Below are 18,589 nucleotides of genomic sequence, written 5' to 3' on the forward strand. Positions count from 1 at the left end.
AGCGTTTGTTTGGCGGATAGTTTTATATTATTTCTGTACTACCCTTGGTTGCAATGCTTGTACCCTGCAATATTGCTTCTCGCTACTATGATCATGTACATCAGCCCTAATACTTTTACTAAGTATAGCTAATGTCCACATAAGGATTTGTTATGACCGATACTCAAAATACTAACAGCCAAGCTCCTCAACGCACACCCCTTTATCAGTCTCATGTCGAGAGTGATGGCAAACTGGTGGATTTTTCTGGTTGGGAATTGCCAATCCATTATGGCTCACAAATCGAAGAGCACGAAGCGGTGCGTACTGATGCTGGTATGTTTGATGTCTCACATATGGTCGTCGCTGATGTCACAGGTGCTGACAGCAAAGCATGGCTACAAAAGCTACTGGCTAATGATGTCGATAAACTCAAAACCGTCGGTAAAGCGCTATATTCTGGCATGCTCAACGAGCAAGGTGGCGTCATCGATGACTTAATCGTTTACCTGATGAACGAAAACGCTACTGAATACCGTATCGTCTCAAACGCTGCTACTCGCGATAAAGACATGGCGCAATTTGACAAAGTCGCTGAAGGTTTTGACATCAGCATCACTGAGCGTCCAGAGCTTGCCATGATTGCCGTGCAAGGACCAAACGCCGTTGAAAAACTGGCGCAAACCAAACCTAGCTGGGCAGATACCTTAGCTGGTCTTAAGCCTTTCGTTGGTGCTGATTTAACAGACATCGAAGGCACAGATTGGTTCGTCGCTCGTACGGGCTACACCGGTGAAGATGGCGTCGAAGTCATTATGCATGGCGATGATGCGCCGGCGTTCTTTGAGCAATTAAAAGCCAATGGTATAAAGCCTGCCGGTCTTGGCGCTCGTGATACTTTGCGTATGGAAGCGGGCATGAACCTCTATGGTCATGATATGAATGAAGATGTTAGCCCTTATGAGTGCAACATGGGCTGGACACTGGCGCTGAAAGACGATCGTGACTTTATTGGTCGCGATGCTATGGTCAGTAAACGCAAACAGTCAAAAGATGACAATACCGCTATGAAGCAAGTGGGCTTATTAATGACTAGCCGTGGCGTATTACGTGAAGGTATGGAAGTGACCATTAATCAAGGCACTGATAAAGAGCAAAAAGGTATCATTACCAGTGGTACTTTCTCTCCTAGCCTCAAAAATTCTATCGCTATCGCCCGTGTTCCTGCTACCCTAGCAGAAGATGACAATGTGCAAATTGATCTGCGCGGTAAAGGTAAGTTCGTCGATGTACGCGTGCTTAAACTACCGTTTGTCCGTAATGGCAAGCAGCAGTTTGACTCGTAGGCAACAGAAAATTTATTATTAGCTTTCTTTTTTATTAATTAACCTCTATCACCTAGGAGAGAAACCATGAGTAATATCCCAGCAGAACTAAAATACATCGCCAGCCACGAGTGGTTACGCTTAGAAGACGACGGTACTATCACGGTTGGTATCACTGATCATGCTCAAGACCTATTGGGTGACGTAGTATTTGTTGAATTGCCAGACGTAGGTGACATCATCGCTGTCGATGACGAAATCTCTGTTGTTGAATCAGTAAAAGCAGCATCTGACGTTTACGCGCCTATTTCAGGTGAAGTGGTTGCTATCAATGAAGCCTTAGAAGATGATCCAGAAATCATCAACTCTGATCCATATGGTGAAGGTTGGTTCTTCAGAATGAAGCCTGACAATATCGCTGACTATGAAGCACTGCTAACCGCTGATGAGTACGAAAACGAGCTGTAATATCAGTCTTACGCTCTCTTAAAGGCAGCATTTAACTTTAGTATTGCTGCCCTTAATATTTTTATTGATAAGACAGTCTTTGATAAGATTGTCATTTATAAAATGTTTACTGATTAAAAAAAGCAACTCGACAGATACTGGCAAGCGCTGGTATCTGTGCGCTTTACTTTTAAGACAATAATGGCAAGACCGTGTTTTCAATGCAGTATTTTCAAGACAATCAGCACTCAATTTATGACGCCCAACTGCTATCTGATTTATTCATATTAATCACTTGTCAGACACTATTGAAGATATGCAATCGATAATGCCTGAAGCTGATTACTCATTCCTCAGCATGGATCCTACTATGAATTCTAATACTGGCAATAAAGACAGTCTTGCGACGCCTAGTCACACTCCGCAGCTGCAAGCATTTTGTGACGTGGTAGAGTCGCGCCGTTCGGTACGCCGATTTACAGATGCGCCGATACCTGACGATGTATTAGCAGACTGCCTGCGTTTGGCGATGCTTGCCCCAAACTCAAGCAATCTTCAGCCATGGGAATTTTATGTTATTGATGATGCTGGTAAGCGCAAGAGCGCAGTCAAAAACTGCATGAATCAAAACGCAGCAAAAACCTCAGCACGCCTAATCGCGGTCGTTGCTCGTACTGATGTTTGGCATGACCATGCAAAGCAAATATTGCGTGAATACCCTGATATGCCGGTGCCAAAAAAAGTCAAAGACTACTACAACAAAGTCGTTGCCTTAGATTTTTTACGTGGACCTGCTAACGTGGTATCAGTAGCTAAGTGGAGCGCCATTCAAGTAGTCAGACGTATAAAAGGTCCCATAAAATCGCCTTATTATACCTTTGAAGACACCAAAAATTGGGCAACCAATAACACCGCTTTAGCGGCTGGAAACCTAATGCTTGCCTTGCGCGCGCATGGCTTTGATAGCTGTCCGATGGGCGGATTCGATGAGCCTGCGATGAAGCGCTTATTAAAACTGAGCGATCATCATCATATCGTTATGATGATTGGTGCTGGCGAGCGTGCTGATAATGGCGTCTACAATACCCAGTTCCGCTTTGAGCAAGATCAATTTGTACATTACGTATAACCTATTAATACCCTATTTTTATTATAGCCATCTCCTTTATCCCTATTTTTACCAAGGATCACCATGACTATCTCTCAAAACCCAGCGCTTGATACCTTCAAAGGCTTATTCAACGAAGCCGAATTTGTTTATCGTCATCTTGGCTCCAATGATAGCAAACAAGCTGACTTGCTCAGTGCCATTGGTTATAGCGACATGGCAACTTTTATCAATGATACCGTGCCTGAACCAGTACGTCTGCATAAAGAATTAGATTTGCCAGTGGCGATGAGTGAGCACGCAGCGCTTGCCAAATTGCGTACCATGGCAGATGACATCACTGTTAATAAGAGCTATATCGGTCAAGGTTACTCGCCTGTGCGTATGCCAGCAGTTATTCAGCGCAACGTCCTTGAAAATCCAGGTTGGTATACCGCTTACACGCCTTATCAAGCAGAAATCGCTCAAGGTCGCCTAGAAGCATTGCTTAACTTCCAACAAGTTTGTATCGACCTGACTGGTCTTGAGCTTGCTGGCGCCTCACTGCTTGATGAAGCAACGGCTGCTGCTGAAGCGATGGCAATGTCAAAACGTGTCAGCAAAAGCAAGTCTATGCAGTTTTTCGTTGATGACCGCGTGTATCCGCAGACGCTAGATGTTATTAATACTCGCGCCAAATATTTTGGTTGGGAAGTGGTTGTTGGTGATTTTGAACTGGCTAAATCAGGCGACTATTTCGGTGCATTATTCCAATATGTCGGTGTTGAAGGCGATGTTAAAGACCTAACCGACGTTATCGCTGCCGTTAAGAAAAATAAAACTTATGTGAGTGTCGTCAGTGACATCATGAGTTTGGTGTTACTAAAATCACCAGCGGACATGGGCGCAGACGTGGCATTGGGTAGCACCCAGCGTTTTGGTATTCCAATGGGCTTTGGTGGTCCACATGCCGCCTACTTTGCGTTCTCTGATAAAGCCAAACGCTCAGCACCTGGTCGTATCATCGGAGTTTCAAAAGACTCACAAGGCAATACTGCCCTACGTATGGCGCTACAGACTCGTGAGCAGCATATCCGCCGCGAAAAAGCCAACTCAAACATCTGTACCTCACAAGTACTATTGGCAAACCTAGCTGGTATGTATGCGGTTTATCATGGTCCAGGTGGTGTAAAGCGTATCGCTACTCGTATCCATGCATTTGCGACTGCCTTCGCTGACGTCATCAAAAACGCCAACGATAGTAATTTAAATGTGGTCCATGATCAATTCTTTGATAGCGTTGTGGTTGATTGTGGCTCAGAAAAACTTGCTAGCCAAATCTTTCAAAATGCTGACAATGTCGGTTATAACTTATGGCGTCTTGGTGAGACCAAATTAAGCGTTGCGTTCAGTGAAACCAGCGATCAGAAAGACTTTAATGTCCTAACTCAGCTGTTCGTTACTAAAGCACATGACTTACCAGAAGACGCTCGTGTCTCTCTTGATAGTGCTCATTTGCGTACTGATGCCATCTTATCGCATCCAGTATTCAACTCGCATCATACCGAGCATGAAATGCTGCGTTATTTAAAATCGCTTGAAGACAAAGATTTGGCGATGAACCGCAGTATGATTTCACTTGGTAGCTGTACCATGAAATTGAATGCCACCAGTGAGATGCTACCGATCACTTGGCCTGAATTTGCCAATGTGCATCCTTTTGCACCGCGTGACCAAGTCACAGGCTATGTTGCCATGATTGATAGCTTGCAAGAGCAATTAAAAGCCATTACCGGCTTTGATGATGTCTCTATGCAGCCAAACTCTGGCGCTTCAGGTGAATATGCAGGCTTGCTAGCGATTCGCCGTTATCATGAATCACTTGGTGAGACTGACCGTGATGTTTGCTTGATCCCTATGTCAGCGCATGGTACTAACCCTGCGACTGCTATGATGATGGGCATGAAAGTGGTTGTGGTCAAAACTGACGACAATGGTAACGTTGATATCGATGACCTAACTGCCAAATCTGAAGAACATAGCACGCGTCTAGGTGCATTGATGATCACCTACCCATCGACGCATGGTGTGTTTGAAGAAGGTATCCGTAAAATCTGTGACCTCATCCATAAACATGGCGGTCAAGTTTATATGGATGGCGCTAATATGAATGCGCAGGTTGGCATGATGCAGCCAGCTGACGTTGGTGCTGATGTACTACACATGAACTTGCACAAAACCTTCTGTATCCCACATGGCGGCGGTGGTCCTGGTATGGGTCCTATCGGTATGAAGGCGCATCTGGCGCCATTTATGGCCAACCATACTCTAAGTCCTGTACACAACGCCCAAAAAGACTGCTCGGCCGTATCGGCAGCCCCTTATGGTTCAGCAAGCATCCTACCAATTTCATGGATGTACATTGCCATGATGGGTCGTGATGGTCTGCTAAAAGCAACTGAGCTTGCGCTATTAAATGCTAACTATGTCGCTGCTCAATTAAAAGACCACTACCCTGTCCTTTATACGGGCAAAAACGGTCGCGTTGCTCACGAATGTATCATCGATATTCGTCCTTTAAAAGAAGAGACGGGCATCAGTGAAAGCGATATCGCGAAACGCTTGATGGATTATGGTTTCCACTCACCAACCATGAGTTTCCCAGTATCAGGCACCTTGATGATTGAGCCGACAGAATCAGAGTCAAAAGAAGAGCTTGATCGCTTTATCAGTGCTCTAAAATCTATTAAAGCGGAAGCGCTGAAATCCAAAGCGGGCGAAGACAACTGGACGTTAGAGAACAATCCATTGGTCAATGCCCCGCATACAGCTGCTATGGTAATTGACGGCGAATGGACCTATCCATACAGCCGTGAGACAGCAGCCTTCCCACTGCCTTATATCCGCACCAATAAGTTCTGGCCAAGTGTGGCACGTGTCGATGACGCCTATGGTGACAAAAACCTCATGTGTTCTTGCCCAAGTATCGAAAACTATATGTAATCCCAGTTTTATATAGTCTTAGTTTTGATACTTTATAAAAGATAAAAATAAACCTCCAAGTCAGCATCTGATTTGGAGGTTTTTATTTTACTAATAACATTTAGCGCTATAATAAAATGGCTATTAATCTATTCATATCATCCACTTGGTTAGAATCACATATGCAGAAAAACAATCTTGTCATTCTTATCCATGGTCTGCACCAAACGGCTTGGATTATGCGACCACTTGCCAAACGCTTACAAGCAGCAGGATTTAAAACTCATCAATTTGGCTATCGTAGTATGCGCGATGGTATTCAAACCAATAGTCAGCGGCTTAATAAGTGGCTTGAGGAAAATCATCATCCTGATGAGCCGATACATTTGGTCGGTCATAGCTTGGGCGGTTTGATTATTCGTGATTTTGTTACTCAGTATCCTAAGTGGCAAATTGGTCGCTGCGTGACCCTTGGTACGCCACATGTAGGCAGTATCTGCGCCGATTATATCTGGCGATTAACCCCTGCGGTTATGGGACGATCATATGCAGATGCATTGGATGGCACCGTCGCAGCATTACCAGAGCATATTAGCCTCGGCGTGATTGCTGGGAGTCGTCCATACGGTTTGGGTCAGATATTTCTGCAATATCATAATCGCAAATTACGCCAAGCTCATAACCCATTGCTTGATGAACATCTGGTGCATGATGGCACCGTCTATTTAAAAGAGACCAAACTTGAAGCAGCGGCTGACCATTTAATCCTGCCTGTATCGCATACCGGCATGTTGATTGATACTAACGTTGCCAAGCAGACAGGATATTTTTTACAGTATGGTCAATTTGAACGCAGGTAAGTGTCAGGCGTTAAACCTTATACATTGATGCCCATGCCTTGCTGTAGCTCAGTCTTGTGCGCTTCGATAACGGGAATAAAGGTGTGCATCACCCAATCATGACGCCAGCCCTTCAACCCTTGTGGCAACTCGCTGATATCTTGATCAAAAGCAATGACTTCATATAATTGCCCAAGCCATTTTTTGCGCATCAAGACATTGGCAGGTACGCCAGTAGCTTTCGCCTGATCATCTATCGCTTGTTGCACCGCTTTTGACAGTACTTTGTTTTTTGAACGATACGGCGGTAATAGGCAATCGGGATACTCAGCAGGATGCAGGTTTTTGGCTGCCTTTATTACTTTGAGTAGCTCTTCACCATACAATCGCAGCATACTGCGATGCATCGTTGTTTTATGCGCAAGCTCACGCATATTGTTTGGTTTTTCAGTGATAATCTCACGCACCGCTTGTTTTTTTATGACAAAAGTACGGGGCTGATTGGTTGAGCGCGCCAGCTCTTCACGCCATGTGGCTACCGCCTGCAATATTGCCATTTGCTCAGAGGTATAGCGATAGTCTGCCATGGTTAGATACATCTGCTCGTCTACAACATTTTGAGCATCATATAAGTCGTTGGCGTAAAGCTGACAGTCTTCCCAGACATACTCATAGAGACCTTGAGATTTTAGAGCGTATTCAAGACTCAAATATAACGCAGGTAAAAAGCGCACGTCATCAATCGCATACTGCTCTTGCTCATCTGATAATGGACGCTGTAACCAATCTGACTGGCTTTGTTCCTTATCAATATGCATATCGAGCTGCTCATCAAGCGCTTGCTGATAGCCCATCTGTAATTGACCTGTTAAGTAGGACAAGGCAATTTGCGTATCAAAAATATTGGTCAGTGGCGGGCAGCCGGACAATAGATAAAATATACCTAAATCTTCACCACAAGCATGCCAGATAGCCACATCAACTTTAATAAGTGCTTGCCATAGCTCACTCAGTTGTAACTGCGGCGCATCTAATAAATATACATGATTGCCAGTATTTAGCTGTATCAGTGCTAAGCGTGGATAATAGGTATCGCGCTTGATAAACTCGGTATCTAATGCCACACGCCCGCAAGTGGCCAATGCCTCAATCACTTCATCCAACTGGCTTTGCTTACGCACCCAAGTGACGGCAACCTCATCAGCAATATCTAATAATGCGTCAATATCCGGCTCTACTGGCAGGTCTACTAATTTGGCTGGATTGACTGAATGGTGTACTTCGTCAGCCGAAAATGTATTTTGAAGGTTTGATTCAGTTGAAGCAGTGTTAGACACGGGCAGATACCTGCATTGATAAGAGAGAATAAAACGCTAAAGCACGTCTTAATAAAATTAAAAGAGAAAGCGATAAAATAATATAAACAATTATAACCACATCATTGAATAAAATGCGCAAGATTTTAATCTGATAAAGATAAGAAGGCTATAAAAAGGAGCGGTTTTGCATCGCTTGTCCAAGGGTCATGCTGTCAAGATATTCAAGCTCACCGCCCATCGGTACGCCTTGCGCCAGACGCGTGACTTTATTGACATGACGACTGACTGCCTCACTGATAAAGTGAGCGGTCGTTTGCCCTTCAACCGTCGTACCGGTCGCCAATATCAGCTCTTCAACAGGCTCTTGCTTGACGCGCCAGACCAGTTGCTCAATATTTAAATCATCAGCACTAATGCCATCAATCGGTGATAAGTGACCACCTAACACAAAATAACGCCCACGATAGCCTGCCGTCTGCTCTATCGCCATCACGTCAGCTGCAGTCTCAACCACGCATAGCAATGCATCATCACGCCTAGGATCTTGGCATAATGGGCAAACAGCCTCATCGCTAAAGCTATGGCAGCGCTGACATTCGACGATATCACGCATCGCCTCATCAAGCGCTTGAGCAAGTGCCATTCCTTGTGGGCGTTTTTTGGTGAGCAGATGCAGCGCCATACGTTGAGCGCTTTTTTGACCAACGCCCGGCAAGATACGCAACTGTTTGACCAGCTGATCAAATTTGGCTGTCAGCAAAGTGATGTCCTTTGTTTATAAATCATAGCTATGAAAATGGGGTCGTATCATGTCGATAACAACCCCATTTTCTTTAATATGTCGCCTTTAGCGTTTAAGAACCAGCTACTTAGAACATGCCTTGCATACCTGGTGGCAAGCCCATACCTGAGGTCGCGCCAGCCATGGTTTCTTCATATAGCGCATCTGCTTGGCGCACCGCGTCATTGATAGCAGCAGCGATAAGATCTTCGATCATATCTGGCTCATCTTCTAATAAGCTTGGATCAATGGTCAAGCGCTTAACCACATGACGACCCGTCATGGTTACTTTTACCAGACCACTGCCCGCTTCTGCATGTACTTCTTTATTGCCAAGCTCTTTTTTAGCATTTTCGACGTTTGCTTCGACTTTCTTTTGCATGGTTTGTGCTTGTTGCATCAATGCTTGAATATTCATAGTTGCCTCTTGGTTTTTTAATAATAAATAATGGGGGTTTTGATAATAAAAAATAAAATACTAATAGCAATTATACCGCTATCTTTACAAACTGTCTAAACCACGCGCCAAATCTTTGATGATATCTTCCACATCTTCTAGACCGACCGACAGACGAATCAGCCCGTCTTTTACGCCTGCTTCTGCGCGCTCTTGGGCGCTCAAACGAAAATGGGTCGTTGTTGCAGGATGGGTAATCGTGGTTTTAGCATCACCCAAATTATTGGTGATAGAGACCATTTGGGTTGAATCAATGACATGCCATGCGGCAGATTTTGAATCACGCGTCTCTGATGGCTGCACTTCAAAACCCATAATGGCTCCAAAGCCGTCTTTCATATGATGCTGACGCTTGGTCAACTCATGCGATGGATGGTCGCTCAAGCCTGAAAAGTGTACGATGCTGACATTGGGATGATTAAGCAAAAACTCTGCCACTTGATTGGCGTTACTACAATGCGCTTGCATACGTAATTTAAGCGTTTCAAGTCCCTTGGTAAAGACCCAAGCATTAAAAGGGCTCATGCTGATACCGCCTGAACGTATGACGGTAAACGCTTCTTGCATCAGCTTATCGCTACCGACTAACGCGCCACCAAGTACTCGACCCTGACCGTCTAAGTATTTGGTTGCAGAATGAATCACCACATCGGCACCCAAATCAAGCGGACGTTGCAAAGCTGGGGTGGCAAAGCAGTTGTCAACGACAAGAAGTATATCATTGGCTTTACATAGCTGGCTTAAAAAGCCAATATCACAAATCTGTGCCAATGGATTACTGGGGCTTTCGCAATAAATCACCTTGGTATTTGGTTGAACAGCATTTGCCCATGCGTCATTGTCGAAACAATCAACGTAACTGACTTCTACACCAAACTTTGCCATATAGTTATTAAACAGACCAATAGAGGAGCCAAATAGCTGATTAGCAGCAAGTAAATGGTCACCGGCTTTTAAGTACGCCAAACACATGGTCAAAATCGCACCCATGCCAGAGGCTGTTGCGACTGCACGCTCACCATTTTCAAGTGCTGCTAAACGGCGCTCAAAGGTACGTACGCTTGGATTGGTATGACGTGAGTAGACATTGCCCGTTTTAGTGCCATCAAAATGACTGGCAGCATCAGCTGCTGAGCTATATACATAAGAGCTGGTCGTAAAAATAGCTTCTGAATGTTCGCCCTCATCGGTACGATGCTGACCTGCACGTACTGCAATGGTTTGCATACCATAATCGAGTTCTAAATCCAGTGCATCATTGCACCAGTTTGCATCCAAGCCGTTTATATTGTCTTTATTTTGCGGTTGACTCATAAAGTTTCCATTGCCTTGATTGTTATTTACAATAGCGTTTATTTTTGATTATAAACTTCACGTATTCGCGTTATCATATCATGATAAATTATTCCAAGCAGCAGCTTCAAAGCAGCAGTTTTCAGCGCTGACTGTCTATTATTTTGCCTAACGTATCACTTATTAGAAAGAAGAAGCAAAAATTGTGCTACCTAGATCCAATAAGAACAAGATCTAATACAGGCAATATTTTATAAAAGTAACGTATTTATAATAGGCACAGATGCCGACACCTGATAAGCTTAGCGGCGATTTAAACTTTGCCTTAGGCGATATTATCATATGCCTTATAATCAGTGTTATTATCTGCAAAACCACCAAGAAATCCATACATATTTTTTGGCAACTTCTCCATTATATAAAGGCTCACTAAGGTAATTTATTTATGTCGATGTTCAGTATAGAACCCAGCAACTTATCGTTGAGCCTGACACTCGGTCTCACCTTAGGTCTTAGTGGATGCCAAAGCTTACCCAAGCAGCCGCACTTGCCTGAAAGCCAAGCACTATCTGCACGGGTCAATGCTTTATACCAATCGGACATCAGCAAACAAGCTGAAATAGAAAAAGACGCCCAAAAAGAGGGCGATCCTATAAATACTACGACTGTTAGCACAGACCTTGCTATCCCAAACACGGATAGTCTTGATTTGGTTGCTGCCATCAGTCAACAGAGTGAGATTCACCCTGATTTATCAGGCTATCATCCAATTGTGACGGGCGCCAATGCTTTTGCCTCACGCAGTATATTGACGGGTATGGCAACGCGAAATATCGATGCCCAGTACTATATTTGGCACGATGATCAAGCCGGTCAGCTGATGCTCAAAGACTTATGGGATGCGGCAGAGCGCGGCGTGATCGTACGTTTACTGCTCGATGATTTTAATAATAATGCTAAGTTTGATCAGCATTTACTGCGTTTTGCCAGTCACCCTAATATTGCTGTGCGTATCATCAATCCACTTATGCATCGTAAATTTCAGACTTTAAATTTTGTCACCGGTCTGCCACGTATCAATAGACGCATGCACAATAAAAGCATGATTTTTGATAAACAAATAACCATCATTGGTGGTCGTAATATCGGCGATGAATACCTAAGCAATGATAAAAGCAGTCAGTTCGCAGATTTGGATGTACTATTGATTGGTAAAGTGGTGGCAGATATTGACAATAGCTTTGCCAGCTACTGGTCAGCACCAATATCATTCGATATTCAAACCTTAGCGACTCTTGATAAAGGAGAGACGACTGACTTCGTACAAGGGCTCGATAAGTTAAAAGCCGATGAGAAAAGTAGTAGCAGTGGCAGCTTATCAGTGTATAAAGCAGCCATAGAAGACTCCTCTATCGATACGGATTTGATTAATAAGCGAGTGCCGTTTCGCTGGACGGACATGCAGTTCTTGAGTGATGACGTCGGCAAATTGACTAAAACCGTGCCAGCAGACACCAATTTGGTGCATCAGCTACGCACTTTGCTTGGTAGTCCATCAAAAAAATTGACTATTATCTCCTCCTACTTTGTACCGACCAAAGACGGTGTTAATACGTTGGTCTCATTAGCAGAATCTGGTATCGAAATCAAAATTCTCACCAATTCATTTGATGCAACCGACGTAACGGCGGTACATTCTGGCTATAGCCAATGGCGTCCTAGTTTACTGCGCGCGGGAGTCAAGATTTATGAGCTAAAATCAACCGCTTCTGAAGAAAAGCGCGAAAACAAACTTTGGAAAGCGCGTAGCCAATCTTCAACCAGTTTACATGCAAAAGCTTTCGCCGTTGATGACTATCAAGTATTCATTGGCTCATATAATGTTGACCCGCGCTCGGCTAATATTAATACTGAGATGGGCGTGATTATCAATGATGAGGAGCTTGCCACTCAGTTGCATGGTGCATTGAGCGATGACTTACTAAACCAAGCGTATGAAGTGAAGTTACTAGAAAACGGTGATTTACAATGGCATACCATGGAAAAAGATAAGAAAGTCATTTATGATTCAGAGCCGCGCGTCGATGTCAGTGACCATGTTTGGCTAACCATCATGTCATGGTTACCTATTGATTGGCTGTTATAGTTGGCTCAATATAAAAAAAACAGAAGTTGAATGCTCTTGGCTTAATTCTGTTTCATATAATCATATTTGACATAAACGTCTTTATTTTGACGATAAATCATTAGTAATGATGATTTATCGTTTTTTATTATAGGCAGTTATTTAGATAATGACTGCCTTAACGAATACCTTAATGTCTGGATGCGTGACCTAATATGCCTTCTCGTTCTCAATATGCACTTATGTCTTCTAAAGATAAAAATACGGTACTGTTTACTTGCTATAGCAGTGCAATAGCGTTTTTCGACTTTTTAATATACCTATATCTTGCAGATATGTTGGCAGCGACTTTATTTCCTGTTAGCTCAGATCCCAATCTTATGAAGATACAGGGGTTGTCATTATTTGCAATTGGTTATGTGGCACGCCCACTTGGCGGTGTTATCTTTGGACGTTATGGCGATATAAAAGGTCGTAAACCGTTATTACTAATCAGTATCTTGATTACGGCAGCAAGCTTATTGGCGATGGGATGTTTGCCTACTTATGCACAATGGGGTTTGGCAGCGCCTGCATTGTTTATCGTCTTGCGAATCATACATGGCATGGCCTATGGTCTTTATGTGCCACTGTCTTGGGTGTTCGTTGCAGAGCACGTGCCGCGCCAATATCTGTCAGTAGGCTGTAGCTATGTGACTGCCAGTTTTTTTGTGGGTGTTTTATTCTCTAATGGTTTTTTTCTTTGGTTAAGCAGTACATTGACCACTGAGCAATTGGCAGATTATGGCTGGCGTTTGCCTTTCTTTATAGCGGCTATCCTGACGGTTTTACCGCTCCTTGCCTGGCGATGGATAGAAGAAACTCCGTTTTTCACTCAGATGAAAAAATCAAGACCTAGTGATTATGTTGCTAAACCTTTTACGACCCTATTTAAGCATTGCAAGCATGCTATCTTTATAGGTCTGGTTCTCACTTTAATTGTCTCAAGCATCACCACAGTCGTGGTTATTTTATTGCCTGATTTGATTGAATTACGCTTTACGCTCGATACTGACTTGTTTGGATTCTCACACAGTCTTGGCATCGTTTTTATGATTTTTGGCTGTATTTTTTATGGCATCATCTCTAACCACCAAAACTTTGGCAAAATTTTGGCGATAGGCTCTATTATCTTAATCGCTCAAATGCTTGCTTTCTTCTATCACTTAGAGGCAAGTGGCGACTATATCCTTATTATGTATGCACTTTTAGGCTTTTGTGCCGGTGTTATCGGCATGATACCTGCCATCTTGATTCAACTATTTCCTACCAATGTGCGACTCACCGGAATGGCTTTTTGCTACAATGTCACTTATGGTATCGTTGGGGTGCTAGTACCATTTGGACTTGGCTATGCCACTTTATATGTGAGCTTTTCACCCGCACTCTATATCACTTTCATCGGTTTTATTGCAATCATCATGGGCATTTATTTTTATAATCTGCCTGAACTCAAGAAAATCGATCAGGTCATATAATATTATTTTATCCAAATAGGCTGATCTTTTATCAGCCTATTGATTATAGACTCACAAGCCATTGCAAGTGATACGTAAACTGACACATATAGCATTAGCATTTAGCATATACATCTTCAAAAATTTCTAAAAAATTAAGGCTTAACCACTATGGTTGATATGACCAATAAACGTCTTTCGGTTGCACCAATGATCGATTGGACAACGACGGATTATCGTTATTTTGCTCGGCTTTTTAATCCGCATGTTTATTTGTACACCGAGATGATCAGTACGGGCGCGCTGATACATGGCAATCGTGCACGGCATTTACGCTTTGATACTCTTGAACATCCGCTGGTATTGCAACTTGGCGGCGCAGATATCACTGAGATGACGCAGTGTGCAGAATTTGCTCAGCAGCATGGTTATGATGAGGTTAATATTAATGTGGGCTGCCCCTCTGATCGTGTACAGCACAATAAAATCGGTGCTTGCTTGATGGCGGAACCCAATACCGTTGCAGACTTGGTCAAGCATATGCAAGTGGCAGTCGATATTCCAGTCACGGTCAAGCATCGTATTGGCATTGATGACTTTGACAGTTATGAATTTATGGCAGATTTTGTACAAAAGGTAGCAGCAGGTGGTTGTACACGCTTTATCGTTCATGCGCGTACGGCATGGCTACAAGGCTTGAGCCCAAAGCAAAATCGTGAAATACCGCCACTGCGTTATGAAGATGTGTATCGTTTAAAGCAGGACTTTCCTACCCTTGATATTGAGATAAATGGTGGGATTGAGACCGTCGCTGATATTGAGGCGCATCTTGAGCATATCGATGGCGTTATGATTGGGCGCGCCTTTTATCACAACCCATATTTGTTAGCCGAAGCCAATAGCTTGTGGGACACCCCTGTCCCGAAGCGTTCAGATATACTAGCTCAGCTGTATCCTTATTTAGAAGAGCAAATAGCTAAAGGTGAAGCACTTCCAACGATGACTCGGCACTATTTAGGGTTATTCCAAGGATTGGTGGGTGCTCGAAAATGGCGTCAAGCATTGAGCGGTAAGCCTCACTTGACCATTGATGATATCAAGCACGCGGCGACTGAGGTATTAGCCCTTAACCCTGATGCCTGACGCCTGATAAAACCTACTATTAAATAACAATGCATACGGCGTGAGTATTAATTATCAAATATTCACTGTTATTCTTTATGCTACTTGCGCCAAATATTGCCACATAGCCGCGCCGTTATTTATAATATGTAATAAAATGGGTAATATCAGCGAGCCTGATTTGATACGCGCATAGCAAAATAGTAATGCTAACACCACGATGGTACTGATCTCGTAAATTCCATATTGCAAATGAATGACCGCAAATATCAAACTGGTCACCAGACTTGCTACGATTGCTCCGCGATATTCTGTATCAGGTGGCGAAGTAAACTGCTCTGCAATCGCCGACCACAATATGCCACGAAATATGAGCTCTTCATAAATGGGCGCGACGATAACCATCGCAAAAATAAGTAACCATACTGAGCTGACAGACTGATATAAAGGATCTACAAACGCCAACGGTGATTTATCAAGCATATACGTCAATGCCTGACTGCCAATCATAAATATCAACAGCAGCCCTATCATGCCCATACCGACCGCCAATGAGAACGGTCTTAATGCCAAATACTGCTTTAAATTTCCGCCTCTCACGCGTATAACCAACGCACTGATTGCCACTAATAACACGCAGCCTATCATGATAGAAATACTGACAACCGTTCCATCATTGCTGCCAAAAAAGAAAATATCGCCGACCGTTGCGCTTTTGGCAGTTGGTAATACCAGTTTGCCAGCGATGTAAATCCCGATCAATTGACTGATAAAGAAAAAAACCACCATGCCTATGATAAGCAATAAAGTGCCTAAGCGTGTGAATAAAGGCTGAGGATGTATGACAACTTTGTTGTTTTCAGCGGTGCTCTTATTTGGCATTCGCATTGACATAATAGGTTTACTCGAAAAGATACTGAAGCATTACTTAAAAACTGCTCACAAAGACAATCGGTTTAGCGTAAGGAAATTGATTAAACACAAAGTCTGTTGTTATTTGGCAGATAACTGTTTTTTAATCAATGATAATACCTGCTCTGACACAGACTCTGGATGCTCAAGTGGAAACATATGACCGCCCGCATGAGTAATATAAGGAATACGTAAGCGCGACTTTATTTGTTGCGGGAATCGACGTTTTAAAAAGATACTGTCCTCACCAATAATCAAGGTCACTGGCACTTTAGGCGCTCGATTTGGGGTTAACCAATACCAAGAAGGATTGGTACGAAAAACAGCGACTTCACTGGCTTTTGGAATCGCCAAGGTAACTTTACCATCGGCACGCTTATGCAGACCATGCTCAATATAACCTTGAAAACTGCGCTCAGTAAAATCTTTAAAAAATCCTTTATGGCGCAGTTTGTCATACGCATCTTCTCGGCTGTCCCATACGTCACGGCGATGCTTAGACACGCCAGCTGGCGATAGCTTATCCATCAAACGATTATTCATCAATGGCAATCGATCTGCTGTCTTGGCAAGATGCCATAGCAAGCTAACTTTGCCATAAATCCATGGCGGATCCATCAGAACGGCTTGCGAAAAGTACTCAGGTGCACGGTACAACGCTTGCAAGGTACACATGGCACCAAGCGAATGCCCGACGGCTACGACTTGCTTAACGCCATGTTTTTTACAGGTATCTTTAACACTATCGACAATCTGCTGCGTGAGACTTCGCCATTGGTTATCGACCGGATAATCAGGCGTATCGCCTAACATTGAGATATATTCAATGGTAAAAAATCCAGCCAATTTCTCAAAAAATGGCTCATAGACAGGACTTGGCATTCCGTTGGCATGAGCAAAATGGATGACTGGTTTTTGGGTTATTTTCGATATCGGTAAGGACGCAAAAGACTGCAAATTGACTTCACTCATGACACATTCTCATTAGTTATTATAACGGTTTGTATTGTATTTATGGTTTTAAATGCTAGATAGCGACACATAAATAAGGCTGAGCGTAATCATACGCTCAGCCTTAACAATCATACACGGTAACGCTAAAAATTAAAGTCTATTAACGCATCTGCGCGTTGCCTTCTTCTTGTGGCAAGAGATCAAGATTAATGCTTGAACCCACACCTGCGCCCAATTTGACGGCGAAGCGATCCATAAATAATTGGAACGGATCACTTGGCGTATAATTAACCACATTATTTAATTTAAGCTGCTTCTCTAAACTTGAAATACTGCCTTTTTTGTCCGCCAAGCCAAGCTCGATAGATTGCTCACCTGTCCAAAACAGTCCCGAAAACAGCTTATTTTGTTCAGGATTTTTTAGACGATCGCCACGACCTTCTTTTACGGCATTAATAAAGTGCTTATGAGTATTGTCTAGCACTTTTTCAACATGCTTTTCTTCATAATCCGTTAGGGGACGTGACAAACTCAAGATATCTTTATATTCACCTGCTGTAATGGTGCGATCTTCTACGCCGACCTTGTCCATCAAGCCTTTTACATTATAGCTTGGCATAATGACGCCGATCGAACCGACTAGGCTTGATGGGTTGACATAAATCTCATCAGCCGCTGATGCGATATAATACGCGCCAGAAGCACCCATATCGCCAATCACTGCATAAAGCTTTTTATCTGGATATTCTTTACGCAAATCCATCATAGTCTGCCAGATTTCATCTGACTGCACAGGCGAACCACCCGGTGAGTTGATATCGAGCGCCACTGCCTTTGAGTTACTGTTCTTAAAGGCGCGTGTGAGCGCATCATTGACATCATAAGCGTTGGCCACATCACCACTGCTAATAGTTCCTTGAAGCTCAACCACTGCCAAATGCGGCTTACTGGTATCGATACCATCAAGACCAGTGGGTGCTTCAGTACTACAGCTACGACCAATCGTCAAAAATATCAATAAAATATAGCCGAAGGTCAGTAGCTTAAAGAAAATACTCCAACGACGGGCACGGCGTTGCTCGACCACGCTTGCTAATAAAGTATTTTCAATCAGTCGCCATTCTTGCCCGCTCGGCTGGTTTGACTGCTGCATCGGTGCTGGCTGATTTGCCGAATTATCAGGACGTTTGTTAGGGTCTGGCGGCCAGTTGGGCATATAACTTCCTAAGTAGAAACAATGTAAAACGATAAAAGACAGATTATATAAACTTACGACAGAAAATTCGAGATTCTTACTGTTTAAGTTTTCTGTATGAATAGGTGGTTCAGTATGGTGTCATTTTACTCGTGGTTCAATAGCATCTCTGTGAAATACGTGTATTTTATAAATGTGATATCACAAATAAAACACTAGGGCTAAACATTAGGGCGCATTAATAACATCCACAATACTATTAATACTGGAACAATT

15 protein-coding genes are annotated in these 18,589 nt (G+C 43.2%); 8 read left to right on the forward strand and 7 right to left on the reverse strand.

The window, feature by feature from the left end:
• Window positions 1-152 precede the first annotated feature (152 nt).
• From gcvT to H0262_RS07765, 5 genes are all read left to right on the forward strand, one after another.
• Window positions 153-1,325, forward strand: coding sequence for a glycine cleavage system aminomethyltransferase GcvT (gene gcvT / locus H0262_RS07745; protein ID WP_020443087.1), 1,173 nt, complete (start codon window positions 153-155; stop codon window positions 1,323-1,325).
• 66 nt (window positions 1,326-1,391) lie between these two features.
• Window positions 1,392-1,772 carry a glycine cleavage system protein GcvH gene (gene gcvH, locus H0262_RS07750; RefSeq protein WP_011280078.1) on the forward strand — a complete coding sequence of 127 codons (381 nt, stop codon included), beginning with the start codon at window positions 1,392-1,394 and terminating at the stop codon, window positions 1,770-1,772.
• Between the two features lie 349 nt (window positions 1,773-2,121).
• The gene (locus H0262_RS07755; protein WP_259275431.1) at window positions 2,122-2,880 is read left to right on the forward strand and encodes a nitroreductase family protein; all 759 of its coding nucleotides are present in this window, start codon (window positions 2,122-2,124) and stop codon (window positions 2,878-2,880) included.
• A 63-nt stretch (window positions 2,881-2,943) separates the two neighbouring features.
• On the forward strand, window positions 2,944-5,841 hold the full coding sequence (gene gcvP, locus H0262_RS07760) for an aminomethyl-transferring glycine dehydrogenase (protein ID WP_181210337.1): 2,898 nt from the start codon (window positions 2,944-2,946) through the stop codon (window positions 5,839-5,841).
• Window positions 5,842-6,002: 161 nt separating this feature from the next.
• Window positions 6,003-6,680, forward strand: coding sequence for a triacylglycerol lipase (locus tag H0262_RS07765; protein WP_181210338.1), 678 nt, complete (start codon window positions 6,003-6,005; stop codon window positions 6,678-6,680).
• Between the two features lie 17 nt (window positions 6,681-6,697).
• On the opposite strand, the gene H0262_RS07770 is transcribed toward H0262_RS07765, so the two are convergent.
• From H0262_RS07770 to H0262_RS07785, 4 genes are all read right to left on the reverse strand, one after another.
• Window positions 6,698-7,996, reverse strand: a complete 1,299-nt coding sequence (locus tag H0262_RS07770) for an HRDC domain-containing protein (RefSeq protein ID WP_181210339.1) — start codon at window positions 7,994-7,996, stop codon at window positions 6,698-6,700.
• A gap of 148 nt (window positions 7,997-8,144) precedes the next feature.
• The gene (gene recR, locus H0262_RS07775; RefSeq protein WP_020443082.1) at window positions 8,145-8,738 is read right to left on the reverse strand and encodes a recombination mediator RecR; all 594 of its coding nucleotides are present in this window, start codon (window positions 8,736-8,738) and stop codon (window positions 8,145-8,147) included.
• Between the two features lie 109 nt (window positions 8,739-8,847).
• Window positions 8,848-9,177 (reverse strand): YbaB/EbfC family nucleoid-associated protein, encoded by a 330-nt coding sequence (locus tag H0262_RS07780; RefSeq protein WP_011513146.1) that lies wholly within the window; start codon window positions 9,175-9,177, stop codon window positions 8,848-8,850.
• Between the two features lie 84 nt (window positions 9,178-9,261).
• Window positions 9,262-10,530, reverse strand: coding sequence for an O-succinylhomoserine sulfhydrylase (locus tag H0262_RS07785; protein WP_181210340.1), 1,269 nt, complete (start codon window positions 10,528-10,530; stop codon window positions 9,262-9,264).
• A 424-nt stretch (window positions 10,531-10,954) separates the two neighbouring features.
• Here H0262_RS07785 and H0262_RS07790 point away from each other — a divergent pair, with 424 nt between their 5' ends.
• The 3 genes from H0262_RS07790 to dusA all read left to right on the forward strand — a co-directional run bounded on the left by H0262_RS07790 (window position 10,955) and on the right by dusA (window position 15,273).
• Window positions 10,955-12,655: a phospholipase D family protein gene (locus H0262_RS07790; RefSeq protein ID WP_181210341.1), complete on the forward strand. Its 1,701-nt coding sequence runs from the start codon at window positions 10,955-10,957 to the stop codon at window positions 12,653-12,655.
• A gap of 194 nt (window positions 12,656-12,849) precedes the next feature.
• Window positions 12,850-14,151, forward strand: a complete 1,302-nt coding sequence (locus H0262_RS07795) for an MFS transporter (protein WP_149408771.1) — start codon at window positions 12,850-12,852, stop codon at window positions 14,149-14,151.
• Window positions 14,152-14,301: 150 nt separating this feature from the next.
• Window positions 14,302-15,273, forward strand: a complete 972-nt coding sequence (dusA, locus tag H0262_RS07800) for a tRNA dihydrouridine(20/20a) synthase DusA (protein WP_181210342.1) — start codon at window positions 14,302-14,304, stop codon at window positions 15,271-15,273.
• 75 nt (window positions 15,274-15,348) lie between these two features.
• Here the strand turns inward: dusA and H0262_RS07805 are convergent, their stop codons facing one another.
• The 3 genes from H0262_RS07805 to sppA all read right to left on the reverse strand — a co-directional run bounded on the left by H0262_RS07805 (window position 15,349) and on the right by sppA (window position 18,334).
• Window positions 15,349-16,134, reverse strand: a complete 786-nt coding sequence (locus tag H0262_RS07805) for a CPBP family intramembrane glutamic endopeptidase (RefSeq protein ID WP_259275432.1) — start codon at window positions 16,132-16,134, stop codon at window positions 15,349-15,351.
• A gap of 111 nt (window positions 16,135-16,245) precedes the next feature.
• On the reverse strand, window positions 16,246-17,136 hold the full coding sequence (locus H0262_RS07810) for an alpha/beta fold hydrolase (protein WP_181210344.1): 891 nt from the start codon (window positions 17,134-17,136) through the stop codon (window positions 16,246-16,248).
• A 142-nt stretch (window positions 17,137-17,278) separates the two neighbouring features.
• Window positions 17,279-18,334 carry a signal peptide peptidase SppA gene (sppA, locus tag H0262_RS07815; RefSeq protein ID WP_133105308.1) on the reverse strand — a complete coding sequence of 352 codons (1,056 nt, stop codon included), beginning with the start codon at window positions 18,332-18,334 and terminating at the stop codon, window positions 17,279-17,281.
• Between the last annotated feature and the right edge of the window lie 255 nt (window positions 18,335-18,589).

This window comes from Psychrobacter sp. D2 (assembly GCF_013608135.1).
GTDB classification, from domain to species: Bacteria; Pseudomonadota; Gammaproteobacteria; order Pseudomonadales; family Moraxellaceae; genus Psychrobacter; species Psychrobacter cryohalolentis.

What these genes read in the sequence shown, in the direction of transcription:
- gcvT (WP_020443087.1), top strand. Translation starts at nt 153, where the DNA reads ATGACCGATACTCAAAATACTAACAGCCAAGCTCCTCAACGCACACCC.
- gcvH (WP_011280078.1), top strand. Translation starts at nt 1,392, where the DNA reads ATGAGTAATATCCCAGCAGAACTAAAATACATCGCCAGCCACGAGTGG.
- H0262_RS07755 (WP_259275431.1), top strand. Translation starts at nt 2,122, where the DNA reads ATGAATTCTAATACTGGCAATAAAGACAGTCTTGCGACGCCTAGTCAC.
- gcvP (WP_181210337.1), top strand. Translation starts at nt 2,944, where the DNA reads ATGACTATCTCTCAAAACCCAGCGCTTGATACCTTCAAAGGCTTATTC.
- H0262_RS07765 (WP_181210338.1), top strand. Translation starts at nt 6,003, where the DNA reads ATGCAGAAAAACAATCTTGTCATTCTTATCCATGGTCTGCACCAAACG.
- H0262_RS07780 (WP_011513146.1), bottom strand. Translation starts at nt 9,177, where the DNA reads ATGAATATTCAAGCATTGATGCAACAAGCACAAACCATGCAAAAGAAA.
- H0262_RS07785 (WP_181210340.1), bottom strand. Translation starts at nt 10,530, where the DNA reads ATGAGTCAACCGCAAAATAAAGACAATATAAACGGCTTGGATGCAAAC.
- H0262_RS07790 (WP_181210341.1), top strand. Translation starts at nt 10,955, where the DNA reads ATGTCGATGTTCAGTATAGAACCCAGCAACTTATCGTTGAGCCTGACA.
- H0262_RS07795 (WP_149408771.1), top strand. Translation starts at nt 12,850, where the DNA reads ATGCCTTCTCGTTCTCAATATGCACTTATGTCTTCTAAAGATAAAAAT.
- dusA (WP_181210342.1), top strand. Translation starts at nt 14,302, where the DNA reads ATGGTTGATATGACCAATAAACGTCTTTCGGTTGCACCAATGATCGAT.
- H0262_RS07805 (WP_259275432.1), bottom strand. Translation starts at nt 16,134, where the DNA reads ATGCCAAATAAGAGCACCGCTGAAAACAACAAAGTTGTCATACATCCT.
- H0262_RS07810 (WP_181210344.1), bottom strand. Translation starts at nt 17,136, where the DNA reads ATGAGTGAAGTCAATTTGCAGTCTTTTGCGTCCTTACCGATATCGAAA.
- sppA (WP_133105308.1), bottom strand. Translation starts at nt 18,334, where the DNA reads ATGCCCAACTGGCCGCCAGACCCTAACAAACGTCCTGATAATTCGGCA.